The following is a 12,106-nucleotide window of genomic DNA, read 5'->3' as shown; positions in this document are numbered from 1 at the left end:
CCAGGATTGGTAAACGCGGCCGGAACAGGGCTGATTATGGGGCGGATCTTCTGACAGAAAACCACGCCCTTTTCCGCGACTTATTTCTGGGGTAGGGGCACAAACCGCAGCGAGCCATCAGCCAGCGTGCCGTTGAACATGTCGGTTGGTCGCACCCACAACCCTTGCTCATGGGGCCAGAGGTGTTCGTAGATGGTCATGGATTCCAGCGTTTCCGAGTGACGAGCCAGCCCGACTACCCGGTAAAGGCCGCCTTTGTAATGGCGATGGCTGGCAAGCTGCAGAGCTTCTGCTTCGGTCATGGTTTGGTTCCGTGAAGTCGGGTTAAAGATGGCGTTGATCTGCCCAGAGGCGTGAGCCGCACAGATATCAACGCACGAGCACTTGGCCCGTTGGCTGGCGGTCGAGGTTAAAGCTGGAATTGCGCCACCAGCGCATGCAACGCACCAGCTCGTTCGTTCAATTGCTTGACTGTACCGGATGCATGCTGGACGGCTGCATCGGTTTCGTTCGACAGGCGATTCAGTTGCTCGGCTGCTTTGGCCATTTCATTGGTCGCGACCGATTGCTCGCGGGTCGCTTCGGCGATTTCGCGAATGCTGCTCACCACGTGTTCCATTTGCCCGTGGATGCCGCCGATGCGGTCGGCGACAGCGTGAGATTTCTCCACGCCCGCGCTGACTGACTCGCGAGTCTTGTCCATGTTGCCCAGGGCCGCCTGGATTTGCTGATCGGTTTCGCCAATCAAACCGCCAATCTCGACTGTGGCTTTGGCGGTGCGTTCAGCCAGTTTGCGTACTTCGTCGGCCACCACGCTAAAGCCACGACCCGCTTCACCAGCGCGAGCGGCTTCGATGGCCGCGTTCAAGGCCAGCAGGTTGGTTTGGTCGGCGATCTCTTTGATCACGTCGATAATCTGCGTGATCTGGCCCGAGCGTACACCCAGCGCGCTCAGGGTGTCGGCAAGCGCGTCGACGGATTGGGCGATGTGATCGATATCCGAAGACAACAGTTGCACATCCTGTGCTGAACGCAGCGAGACGGCACCGGTCTGGCTAGCGGTGTTTTCGCTTTGGCGAGCGCCATCGGCAATGTGGTTGATGCTGACGGTGATTTCTTCAATGGTCGCCGCTGTGGCACTGGAAATATCGGCCTGGCGTTGCGATTCGTTGGAAAGCTGGGTCGTTACATCATGCAAATCGCGCACGCCGCCGGTTAACTGCACCGAATTGTCGCGCACATCAATAAACAGTGTGCGCAGCCGCGATACAAAGCGGTTGAAGGCCTCTGCCGTCAGGCCGATTTCGTCACGGCGTGTCACTGGAATACTGCGGGTCAGATCGGCATGGCCGGTGGAGATTTCGGCCAGCGCATCGCGTAGCCGTACCAGCCCGGACAACAAGCTGCTCAACGCGGCGGCGGCCAGAATTACTGCCAGCACACCGACCAGTACACCGGCAATCAGCAGCGTAATCAACAAGCTGTTGAGTGGCGCGAGCATGGCCGATTTATCGCTGACCGTAGCCAATACCCACTGAGTGCCCGGTACGGCGGAGGCGGTGACATATTTGTCGGCATTACCGATGGTGACTTCCACCAGATCATTCTGCTTTTCGGCGTCATCCAGCACGGTTTGGGTTAGGCCTGGCATGACGTCGCCCACGGCTTTGAGCGTGGCGTCGGCATTCGGGTGCGCCACGATCTTGCCATCATGTGTGGCCAGGAAAGCGTATCCATCGCCGCGCAATTCAATGCCGGTGACCACTTTGATGACGTCTTCCAGCGCTACGTCGCCACCCACCACACCACTTTGCGTGCCGTTCTCAGTAATCGGAGCAGCAAAGGTCACGCCCAGCTTGCCGGTCGAGGCAAACACGTACGGATCGGACACGATCGGGCCATGGGCTTCGCTGGCTTTTTTATACCAGGTGCGCGAAGTAGGGTCGTATCCCGCGGGCGGCTGTTTGCTTGCCAGCTGATAAACCATCCGGCGATCAGCATAACCGGCAAACAGCTGGTCAAACTCACCCGCTTGTTGCCCGGTTTGCAAAAAAGGCACCGGATCAGCCAAGCCCGGCAAACGGGCAGAAACGGCCATGACCGCGTTGCGGTGTTGCGTAACCCAGCGGGCCAACGCCTCGCTATTGCCGTGCACCGCGGCGTGAATCTCGTTGCGGGTGCCAGCAATGATTTCGGATTTCATCCGCAGATAAGCAACAGAAGACAGCACGGCAATGACCACTGCAACCAGCAGGGCCACAAACAGAAGAAGGCGGGACTTGAGCGACATTGACTAACCTGCGGGAGGCACAAAACGGGGAGGATGCCATTAAATCGTTACATGGCTAATTATGTAATTGGGATATTCCGTAAGCAGGAAGTCTGAGCGCCCGATGACACTTGTAATCAGGAACAAGGAGTTACGAGAATGCTGTCGTCTAGCGACGACTTGATCTGGATGCCGTTTGCGGCATGCAGGCGGACCCATGCGGAGCGTGGCTCAGACAATCTTGCAGGTAATACCCGCTGATCTCCCATCAGTGCAGCAACGAGCCCATGCCAAGCTGTATTGCTGAAGCTGCAGCAGCGTGGGCTCCCGGGTGTGCAGCCCGCCACAGTACCGATAGATGGAAATACAGCTTGATGGCATGCACAGCCAGCGATATGGCAAGTACGATGGCTAGGGCAGCCAGCAGCAAAATGCCAATGACTCTCATGAATCCGGGCTTTCTTGCAATGTGCACCACGTCGCTATCATGCTGGTCCGTATGAATTGCTGATCGTCGCTTCAGTCGAGTGAGCCGCTGCCCGTGGCCGGCCGCGTCTGTGCTCATGTCACGCATTTGTGTCCCCATGCTGACGGGTGAACCTCCAGGCTATCCATACATCACAAACAGCGGCGGCCCACCCCGCAATACCAATCCGCTTACGCTCGTTTGATCAGTCGAATGATGAACAACAGAATCACGGCACCGATTACGGCCGTAATAATTGAGCCAATCCAGCCTGCGCCCAGCGAGATATGCAGCACGCTCGCCAGCCAGCCGCCAATGAATGCACCGACGATACCTACGACGATATCAACGATCAGGCCAAAGCCACCTCCCTTGACCATCACGCCCGCTAGCCAACCTGCCACCGCGCCGATCACCAGCCATGCAATGATGCCGTGTTCCATATTTGTTCCTTCGTAGTTGTACACTGTTAAAAAAGTTTACGGCTTGCCCTTAATGGGGCAAACGCGCAGTCGATGCCAGAAGCGACTCCAGCACGTGTTGCCGTACTGAAAAGCCCGGTATTGTCGGGGTTTAGTCCGCCGCTTCTCGCGCTCGCTTAGTGGCAAGCCTTGCCGTGATCGGCGTGATAGCCCTTGGCCAGCGCATCGGCTTCGGACATATAACTGCCATCTTTGGTCTTGCCATAATACTTATCGGATGGACAGTGGTAGACCTTGGTGCCGGCGTTACCCCATACCTGGCCCGCGCTTCCAGTCGGTGCCGGTACAATCGGCTTGACGATGGCGGCAGAGGCTACGGCTTTTGCTGGTGTAGCAGGCTGGCTGGCAACTGAAACCGCCGGCTTGGTCATTGCAGCGGTAGACGTTGCTTGGGGTGTAGCCAGCCAGGTTTTGACGCCTTTATGACCCGAACAGGCTCCGCTTTTCGCGATGCCGGCGAACGTAGTGCCGTCCTTGCACACCGCGCTAACGCTGGCGGGCACACTTGCGGCCCCTTGGGCATGACTCAAGCTCGAGACCAACAGTCCTGTTGCAATGCTCATCAAAAATAAACGCTTGTTCATGGAGGCATCTCTGTGAAATGAAACATTTGATGAAGCCAGTTATGTAGCAATTTGACTGGTATTCACCTGCCTTATGCTTGCTCATCCGGTTGTGCGTTTGTGTCGGATTTGTCCATGTATTCTGTGACCGTCTTTACGCCTTCAAAGCCAGCGATCGCAGCAATCCCTTTCGTCAACAAAGATGCATTTGGATCCAGCTTTTCAACACCTTCCACTGCAACCACGGCACCAATGATTTCGTTCAGTAAACTCATGCTCATTCCTTATTCGGGCGGTTGAAAGGGCATCTGGTTTGTGTGGGGAATGTATCCATATCACTGCGCTGCCGGTGCCTTGCAACAGGGCAAAACAATTGAAGCGGGCACCGGTCAGGTCACGCCATCAAGACTGCTGAAGTCATTTCACAGCGTGGTGATGGTGATGTTTCCGGGTATGACGTTTGGCTTGTGCCTTTTGGGCGGTTGCCGATGCTGCGGAAGCTTTGGTTGCGTGCTTCCGGTTGGCTTTGTGATGATGTTTGGAATGCATGGTCTTGACCGCAGGGGTAGACGCGGCCACCGGGGCGCTTGCCTCTGCAGCGAACACTGGTGCGGTAAACAGAATACCGGCAGTAACGGCGAAAGCGATCAGGGTTTTCATTCAATATCTCCAATTCAATTAAATTACGGTTTCACCGGAGCGAGTAATTCCGGTTGCCAGCGGAGAATGGCATGGATGATTTAATTCGATTGTGAACATGTATTGCCTTGAGCAACAAATGGTACTAACGCGAGGTTCGATTAATCTGAATTGATTGAGGTCAAACTGAATTTTAAATATCAATAAAAGGAGATATATATTTGGCAAAATAAACGACCACATTATTTCAATTAATGTAATGGATAAATTAATTTAAGTGAAAAAATAGCGGATGTGCAATTCCTCGCATCGCGGTGGAATCGCGTTAAGAAGGGATGATGAGGGCAGATCAAGTAATCCTTCCGCCATTTTTAGCCGGGCAGCAATCCGGTTAAAAGCGATACTCTATATCTATGTAAAAACACGCGGGGTTATTTCATCGGGATAGTTCAGAGTGCGCCGTGGACCTTGCTGCGCTTGATCGGTGCAGTAGGCGGTGGGGTGGGGGCCGAAATTCAATCAGTGCGATTGCCTGGGCAACATAACTGCGTGAACGGAAGATTATGTGGTGTCTCTCTGTCGTTAGCGGGCACCGGGCATGGGTTCAATATGTGCCTCACCTTTCCGGCCCATGTACGTAACCTGCTCTCCGGCAATCCAGGCAACGTAGCCAACACAGCCTGCAGCCATCGTCAGTGCCATGAACTCCGGATATTTCACCGCCCCGCTTTGTGCGCCGAGAATGGCTGATTGCAATGCTTGCGGGTCGAATGCCTCGGCAATCGATACCGCAGGCACAGGTAATGTTAGCGTGCAGGTTTCGCCCTCAGGCATGTAAAGGTTGTCGCAGCGGCCCGATAATCAGCGTAGTAGGACTCGATACCGGCCAGCACCAAGGCTTTGACCACGCCACCAAAACTCGTTGTGCCGGCGCAGGAGTCTTTGCTGCATTGTTCAATGACTTGTCTGACTGAATCATCCATGACCATTTCCCTTCTTGTATTTGAGCTTTAGGGCGCCGGTGGCACTGGGTAATAGCGGGATTCCAGTGCGAGTAGTTGGGCAGCAACGAAGAGTATGGCTGGAGCACAGCCCATCATGTTGCCCGCCAATTCCAGCCTGGCAACCATCTGTGCTTTCTTGGCACCTTCCCGCCAGTTGCGCTGTGATTCTTCGATCTGGTCGCGCAAACAAACGTGCCACGATACCTGCTGCCTCGCTCAGGACCCCCGGATCAAGTCGGGGTAAATCCACACCAAAGTCTTTCAGGGGCGGGTAGCCAACGTGTTTACGTAGATGCAGAAAAACAAAAAGGCCACCCCGAAGGATGGCCTAAGTGCTTGATGTTACTGGAGGCGCGAGCCGGAGTCGAACCGACCTACACGGATTTGCAATCCGGTGCATAACCGCTTTGCTATCGCGCCAGAAACTTTTGTACAAAAAAGGGAAAGTCAGCGCTTTCCCTTTTTTCAAAATTCTGGAGCGGGAGAAGAGTCTCGAACTCTCGACCTCAACCTTGGCAAGGTTGCGCTCTACCAACTGAGCTACTCCCGCATGGAGTGGTGTTGCTTTACATCATTTGTTGCAGCCTGGATTCAGTGGAGCGGGAGAAGAGTCTCGAACTCTCGACCTCAACCTTGGCAAGGTTGCGCTCTACCAACTGAGCTACTCCCGCACTGTCGTGTGCTGCAACGAGGAGCGCATTATGGCTAAGCCAATTCGGGCTGTCAACACCCGCTTTGCCGAAAAACCGAAAAACGGTGCTTTTATCGTCACCTGTTTGTGCTAATCTGGTCGGTCTGGCGCGGTGCTGCGGGATTCGCAGCGCGGAAAAAGCGTCGTATTGGCAAGGACTTGCCGCAATTGAGGGCAAGGCAGTAACAACCATCATCCGTTTGCGGGAAAGCCCGCAACTTTTTACATGGAGGATCGCCATGTCACGTCGCGTCGTCACGCTCGCTCATTACTACACTGAGCCCCATATCCAGCAAATGGCCGATAAAGTCGGCGACAGCCTGGAATTATCCCTTTATGCCAAAGAATGCGAAGCCGACACCATTGTGTTTGCTGGCGTGCGCTTTATGGCTGAAACCGCCAAGATTCTGAACCCGCAGGCCGAAGTCATTCTGCCGGATCGCGGTTCAACCTGTTCTCTAGTGACGCAAACCGATGTCACCGCCCTCAAAGCATGGCGTGAGAGCTACCCAGATCACGTACATGTGTCGTACATCAATTCTTCTGCAGAACACAAAGCCTTGTCGGACTGGATTGTTACCAGCCGCAATGTCGATGACATCATTGCCCATCTGTATGCCGAGGGTAAGAAGGTCATCTTCTCGCCTGATCGCAATATGGGTGCGTATCTGAACTTTCAGTATGGCTACGACATGCCGCTGTGGTCTGCCGTGTGCGAAGTCCACGACAAGTTCAATCAGGCCGCGCTAGATGAAGCCTATGCCGCTGTCAGCACGGCCAAATACCTGATCGCCCACCCCGAAAGCCCGCTGCCCGTGCTGCAAAAGGCTGATTACGTCGGTTCGACCTCTGGCATGCTGAACTGGATCAAGTCTTATGCCAGCGAGCCGGATGCCACCATCTTCGTCGCAACCGAAGACGGCATCCTTTACAACATGCGCCAGGCGCGGCCTGATCTGACCATTGAGCAAGCGCCAATCTACGCCGGTTGCCAGTGTAATCAGTGCCCGTACATGAAGCTCAATACCACGCAAGCCGTGCAGCGTGCGCAGGCGGGCGAGGGTATTCGCATCGATTACCTGAGTGCCGAACAAATGGATGCAGCACGTCTGCCCATTGAACGCATGCTGGATTTCTCCAAACGCTATTATCAGTAATCAAAACAGGGCAAAAGGGCGTGTGTAACGCCCTTTTTCTTGTTGATGCATTCCGGAGCACAACGCATGCGTCATGACTATCTGGTTTTTATTGGCCGCTTTCAGCCGCTGCATCTGGGCCATATGAAGGTGATCGAGGCCGCCATGCAGCAGGCCGACAAGCTGATCATCATCTGTGGCTCGGCCCGCCAGGCGCTCAGCCCGCGCAACCCGTTCACGCTGGATCAACGTGAAGAGATGCTGCGCGCTGCATTGCCTGCCGAATGGCAAGACCGCGTGTTTCTGGTTGGCTGTTCGGACCGCATGTACAACGACCAGCAATGGGTGACGGAAGTCCAGAATCTGGTCGACAAAGTGATCGCGGTAGATACCGCCAACCTGGGCAGCCGCGAAGCGCAGTTCAAGATTGGCGTGATCGGCAGCCCGTCACGCCGCCATACCTGGTATCTGGATTTGTTCCCGCAATGGGAGCGCATTGAGGTCGCAGATGAGCCAGATATCGATGCCTCGCATCTGCGCCAATATCTACTGTGCGATGGCGGCGCTCACTTTGCGCAATCTGCCGCCAAGGTGCCATCCGCTGTTTACCAATGGCTGGATGGCTTTCGCAGTAGTGAAACCTGGCAAACGCTGGCCACGGAATACCGCTTTCTGCTGGATTTTCGCAAAGCATGGTCAGTCGCGCCGTATCCGCCCACGTTTGTAACGGTGGATGCCGTGGTGATCCACTCGGGCCACATCTTGCTGGTTCGTCGCCGTAACTTGCCTGGGCGTGGCTTGTGGGCACTGCCAGGCGGGTTTGTCGATCAGGATGAGCCGATTCGTGATGCGGCGATTCGTGAATTGCGCGAAGAAACCCGTTTAAAGGTGCCCGCGCCGGTGTTGGCGGGGTCTATCCGCTCAAGCCGGGTATTTGACCACCCGCACCGCAGCTTGCGCGGCCGCACCATTACGCACGCGTTTCTGATTGAATTGACGCCGACGGGCGATGGCTTACCCAAAGTGCGCGGCGGGGATGATGCGGATCGGGCGCAGTGGGTGCCGTTGTTTGAGTTCAGCCGCATGGAAACGCAGCTGTTTGAAGATCATTTTTATATTGTGAACTGGTTTTTGGGGCAGATTTGAGCGGCGGGGATGTTGCTATATTTCGAACCTGTTTGCGGCCAATGGGCCAAGAGAGTTTCATGGTTTCGCGGCAAGCGGCAACGGGACTTTCAGGATCGGGGATGTTGAAGGCGGATGCTTTGCGTGAGGCGAATGACTTTTGCTCGCATCAAAATGAGTCAATGCAAATCGTCAATGTAGTCGAAGCCCAGCCTCCGTATATCTTCGGCAATTTTCCGAAAGCGGAAATACAGTTCAAGTGTCAGAAGTGAGACTGGTGCTGATAAGCCCCGTATCGCCATGCATCACCGGGTAATCCGCCTTTGAGTTTGTCCATACCCCCTCCCGGATTGCTACGCGAATCCGGGCTACGGCAATCCTGGGTACTAGTCAGCCTCACCGCCGCACCATCCCCCCGCTCGGCCATTGCACAAATTTCCAGTCCTGATAACTGTTCTTGTTGGCAAACGTGGCGTAGCTGGCAGGGAAGTTGTCTTGTTTGAGCGGTTTGTCGGTGGATTTGCTGTACACGCCCATAAAGCCGCCACCGGGTGCGGCGATGTACAGCCAGTCTTCGCCGGTGATCGGGTCTTTATAGGCTTTGCGTAGAAAGCGGCGAGGGAAGGGGACGCGCGGGTCTTGTACCAGTTCATCCAGACTCTTGGGGAACTGCACACTCTGGCCATTACCCTGCGCCAGAAAGCCAGCCAGCGCCCGCCCGATTTCATCGCCCTCGATCATCAATTCCTGTTCTTTCAGGCGGCGGATACGGGTTTGCCAGACGTCGGCGACTTCGGCCAGATAAATGCCGGTAATCAGCACCATCATCAGCGCCCAGGCGTAGGCAAAGCCCCGTTGCCGCCGCACGTTACCAGTCCCTGTAGGACGAACCGTCGTGGGCGGTGCCGTCGGCGCCGCTTTTGACGTCGTAGACGCCGGTGCCGTTTTCCGGGGCGATGATGACCCATGTTTCACGGCTGCCGGAGACCGGGTCCAGTGGCACCTCGCGCAGATATTTGCGGGTGACCAGTTCATCCAGGTTTTCGGGGTAGTGGCCCGTGTCGGCGTCAAACTTGTCGATGGCATCACGCATGGCCACCAGGTTGTGGCGCAGTACTACTTCGGTTGCGCGGTCAGTTTGCTGAAAATAACGCGGCACTACCAACGTGAGCAGGCTGGCCATGATCGCCAGTACCACCAGCAATTCAATCAGCGTAAAACCACGATGCAAACGACGAAGGGCGACAAGAATCAACATGAGTTACCACTGCCGGTACGGCTGGCCATTGACGCCCACCGCTTCAGATAAAGAATAAACGTCATACACGTCCTTGCCTTCTTCGGGCGAATCGGGCGGACTGGCGTAGCTGCGTTTGCCCCAGGTTTCGTCATTGCTGCGACTGGCGCAATCACAAAATGGATCACGCGGAATACGCCGCAGAAAATACATTTTGTGCCCGGCCGGGTCTTTCAGGTCTTTCACCCCGTCCACCAGAATGCCCAGCGTCGGCGGGTAACCGGTTTCTTCAATCGACTTGTTGATGCGGCCATCATCCACGGCTTGTTTATAGGCATCGATGGCGCTGCGTATTTGCCATAAATCGCGGCGTAACTCTTCCTCGCGGCTGCGCTGGGCGGCGATTTGCGTCAATGGCAACGCCACCGTGGCCAGCACGGCCAGAATGGTGAGCGTCACCATCAATTCGATCAGCGTAAAGCCGCTGTGTTGCTTCATGATGCGTTCGTCAGCGCCGCAAACCCGTCCCGCTACGTGCCGGGACTGGAGTAATGGCGGGTTGCACTTGCTGTTGCGGCACTGGCTGTGGTGCCGGTACGCCGGGCAGTTGCGCCGGTGCGGGGGCCGTTGTCGCTGCCGGAGGAGCGGGCGGCGGTGGCGGCGCTGGAATGCTGCCATCCACCGAGTTGTTGATGTTCACGGTGGATTTACTGCGCAACAGCAGTGGCTCGGTAGTCAGCTGGCCATCGGTGCCGCTATCAAAGGTGGTGATGTAAGAGCTGGGCAGTGGCAGATTGCGCACGATATGCGGGGTAATCAGCAGCACCAGTTCGGTCTTGTTTTTCTGGGTGGATTTGGTGCCAAAAATGCGGTCCAGTACCGGCAGCTCGCCCAGGCCTGGAATCGCGTTGCCGCTGGTTTGATCATTGCGCTGCAAGAGGCCGCCCAGCACCTGGGTTTCGTTATCACGCGAGGCCATCACCGTTTCCGCGTGGCGCGTGCCGATCTGGTACACCGTCAGCCCGGTCTGGGTGGTGATGGTGTTGGCCACATTGGAGACTTCCAGCGTTACTTTCATGCTGATATCGCCATCAATCGAGATGGTCGGCTCCACATTCAGCGTCAGACCCACGTCCTGATAGTTCACGTTCTCACTGGTCACGCCGTTGGAGGTGGTATTGGTAATCACCGGCAAACGGTCACCAATCAGGATTTTGGCTTTTTCCTTGTTTTTTACCCGGATATTGGGCGAGGCCAGTACGTTGGTGATGCCCTTGTTGTGCTGCAGATTGGCGGTAATGGTGGGTTGGCCAAAATTGATCAGCGCATTGCCGCGATTAAACCCAGCCAGGTCTTGCAGCGTCAAAGTGCCGTTGTAGCTATTGGTGCTGGTGCCCACGGTGGCGCTGATCGAGTTGGGGTACTGAATGCCCAGGTTGAGCAAATCAGTGCTGGTGACTTCCAGAATCTGCGCGCTGATATCCACTTCTGACTGCGGCAGGTCAATCGCCGCGATCAGGCGTTCGGCCACTTCAATGGCTTCGGGCGTGTCGCGCATGACGATCATGTTCAACCGGTCATCAATATAGATGTCGCGGGTTTTGGTCATCTGCTTGAGCATGGCCAGCACTTGTTTGGGGTCGGCGTTGCCCACATAGAACGTGCGCATCACCAGGTCTTTGTAGTCACGGTCTTTATCCGGGCGCTTCGGGTAGATCAGGATGGTGTTGTCGTTGAGGATCTTTTTATCGAGCTGATTGGTGGTCAACAGCAGGTTGATCACGTCCTGGACGGTAGTGTCACGGGCGAAAATGGTGGTTTTCAGATTCGGCGGTACGTCGCGGTCAAAAATGAAATTGACCTTGCCGATGCGCGAAATAATGTCGAACACGCTGGTCAGCGATTGATCGCGAAACTGCAGTGAAATCGGGCTGCGCAAGGCGGCGGCCAGATTGGGTTTGAGCGTGGCGTTGCGGGTGATCTTGCTCTGGATTTCATCCTTCAAACGCACCGCCTGGATATTGCGGGGATTATCCGCCAGCACTTGTTCCACCACGACCAGCGCGTTGTCCGGTTGTTCATTCTTGATGGTTTGTGCGTACTTGAGCATGGAAGCATGGCGTATATCATCCTGAATCACGCGCATTGCTTCTTTGGCAATGGCGTTGCCCGGGTCCCACTGCAAGGCGTGCTGGAAGGCGGCGACTGCATTGGCACCATCGCCAGCCGCCCGCGCTGATTCGCCCTGGCGCACCAGGTTCTGCACATAAATCTGCCGCTGACGCTCATACGTGGCGCGCACCTGCAGGTCGTCCGGATTGGCCTTGAGCTGATCCTGCAGATATTGCAGACCCTGTTCCGGATCACCCTGCAGCATCATCTGGCGCCCGGTTTCCGGTGCGGAAGGCGGCATGCAACCGGCCAGCAAGGCGGGCAGCAAAGCAGCAAGGAGCCGATGTCGCAGGCGGTTTTTCAAGTGATTCATCATCATGTG

At 55.8% G+C, this 12,106-nt stretch carries 15 protein-coding genes and 3 tRNA genes; 2 read left to right on the top strand and 16 right to left on the bottom strand.

What is annotated here, in order from left to right; all coding sequences use genetic code 11:
* Positions 1 to 80: 80 nt before the first annotated feature.
* The 12 genes from N7220_RS05565 to N7220_RS05510 all read right to left on the bottom strand — a co-directional run bounded on the left by N7220_RS05565 (position 81) and on the right by N7220_RS05510 (position 6,094).
* Positions 81 to 302, bottom strand: a complete 222-nt coding sequence (locus N7220_RS05565) for a DUF1653 domain-containing protein (protein ID WP_283150471.1) — start codon at positions 300 to 302, stop codon at positions 81 to 83.
* A gap of 107 nt (positions 303 to 409) precedes the next feature.
* Positions 410 to 2,290, bottom strand: coding sequence for a methyl-accepting chemotaxis protein (locus N7220_RS05560; RefSeq protein ID WP_283150470.1), 1,881 nt, complete (start codon positions 2,288 to 2,290; stop codon positions 410 to 412).
* Between the two features lie 247 nt (positions 2,291 to 2,537).
* Positions 2,538 to 2,843 carry a hypothetical protein gene (locus N7220_RS05555; protein WP_283150469.1) on the bottom strand — a complete coding sequence of 102 codons (306 nt, stop codon included), beginning with the start codon at positions 2,841 to 2,843 and terminating at the stop codon, positions 2,538 to 2,540.
* 83 nt (positions 2,844 to 2,926) lie between these two features.
* A complete protein-coding gene (locus N7220_RS05550) occupies positions 2,927 to 3,178 on the bottom strand; it encodes a GlsB/YeaQ/YmgE family stress response membrane protein (protein WP_283150468.1) in 252 nt (83 codons plus the stop codon).
* Between the two features lie 155 nt (positions 3,179 to 3,333).
* Positions 3,334 to 3,801 carry a hypothetical protein gene (locus N7220_RS05545; RefSeq protein WP_283150467.1) on the bottom strand — a complete coding sequence of 156 codons (468 nt, stop codon included), beginning with the start codon at positions 3,799 to 3,801 and terminating at the stop codon, positions 3,334 to 3,336.
* A 71-nt stretch (positions 3,802 to 3,872) separates the two neighbouring features.
* Positions 3,873 to 4,055 (bottom strand): hypothetical protein, encoded by a 183-nt coding sequence (locus tag N7220_RS05540; RefSeq protein ID WP_283150466.1) that lies wholly within the window; start codon positions 4,053 to 4,055, stop codon positions 3,873 to 3,875.
* A gap of 142 nt (positions 4,056 to 4,197) precedes the next feature.
* Complete coding sequence (locus N7220_RS05535; RefSeq protein WP_283150465.1) at positions 4,198 to 4,440, bottom strand: hypothetical protein; 243 nt, start codon at positions 4,438 to 4,440, stop codon at positions 4,198 to 4,200.
* Positions 4,441 to 5,001: 561 nt separating this feature from the next.
* Positions 5,002 to 5,217 (bottom strand): DUF1398 domain-containing protein, encoded by a 216-nt coding sequence (locus N7220_RS05530; RefSeq protein ID WP_283150464.1) that lies wholly within the window; start codon positions 5,215 to 5,217, stop codon positions 5,002 to 5,004.
* Positions 5,218 to 5,225: 8 nt separating this feature from the next.
* Positions 5,226 to 5,402: a hypothetical protein gene (locus tag N7220_RS05525; protein ID WP_283150463.1), complete on the bottom strand. Its 177-nt coding sequence runs from the start codon at positions 5,400 to 5,402 to the stop codon at positions 5,226 to 5,228.
* 367 nt (positions 5,403 to 5,769) lie between these two features.
* Positions 5,770 to 5,843 (bottom strand) — tRNA-Cys (locus N7220_RS05520).
* Between the two features lie 54 nt (positions 5,844 to 5,897).
* Positions 5,898 to 5,973 (bottom strand) — tRNA-Gly (locus tag N7220_RS05515).
* 45 nt (positions 5,974 to 6,018) lie between these two features.
* A tRNA-Gly gene (locus N7220_RS05510) sits at positions 6,019 to 6,094 on the bottom strand.
* A 259-nt stretch (positions 6,095 to 6,353) separates the two neighbouring features.
* Here N7220_RS05510 and nadA point away from each other — a divergent pair.
* Entirely contained in the window at positions 6,354 to 7,271 is a 918-nt protein-coding gene (gene nadA / locus N7220_RS05505) for a quinolinate synthase NadA (RefSeq protein ID WP_283150462.1), read from the top strand.
* A 66-nt stretch (positions 7,272 to 7,337) separates the two neighbouring features.
* Positions 7,338 to 8,396 carry a bifunctional nicotinamide-nucleotide adenylyltransferase/Nudix hydroxylase gene (locus tag N7220_RS05500; protein ID WP_283150461.1) on the top strand — a complete coding sequence of 353 codons (1,059 nt, stop codon included), beginning with the start codon at positions 7,338 to 7,340 and terminating at the stop codon, positions 8,394 to 8,396.
* 375 nt (positions 8,397 to 8,771) lie between these two features.
* Here the strand turns inward: N7220_RS05500 and N7220_RS05495 are convergent, their stop codons facing one another.
* Genes N7220_RS05495 through N7220_RS05480 form a run of 4 tightly spaced genes read right to left on the bottom strand, consistent with a single transcriptional unit; the run spans position 8,772 to position 12,103 of the window.
* Positions 8,772 to 9,242: a type II secretion system protein gene (locus N7220_RS05495; protein ID WP_283150460.1), complete on the bottom strand. Its 471-nt coding sequence runs from the start codon at positions 9,240 to 9,242 to the stop codon at positions 8,772 to 8,774.
* 1 nt (position 9,243) lies between these two features.
* Positions 9,244 to 9,633: a type II secretion system protein gene (locus tag N7220_RS05490; RefSeq protein WP_283150459.1), complete on the bottom strand. Its 390-nt coding sequence runs from the start codon at positions 9,631 to 9,633 to the stop codon at positions 9,244 to 9,246.
* Positions 9,634 to 9,636: 3 nt separating this feature from the next.
* Entirely contained in the window at positions 9,637 to 10,110 is a 474-nt protein-coding gene (locus tag N7220_RS05485; protein WP_283150458.1) for a type II secretion system protein, read from the bottom strand.
* A 10-nt stretch (positions 10,111 to 10,120) separates the two neighbouring features.
* Entirely contained in the window at positions 10,121 to 12,103 is a 1,983-nt protein-coding gene (locus N7220_RS05480) for a secretin N-terminal domain-containing protein (RefSeq protein ID WP_283150457.1), read from the bottom strand.
* Positions 12,104 to 12,106 lie beyond the last annotated feature (3 nt).

It is taken from the genome of Silvimonas soli, from assembly GCF_030035605.1.
Classification (GTDB): domain Bacteria; phylum Pseudomonadota; class Gammaproteobacteria; order Burkholderiales; family Chitinibacteraceae; genus Silvimonas; species Silvimonas soli.
The sequence above is the reverse complement of the archived record's forward strand: the minus strand, read 5'-3'. Positions and strand labels throughout refer to the sequence as shown.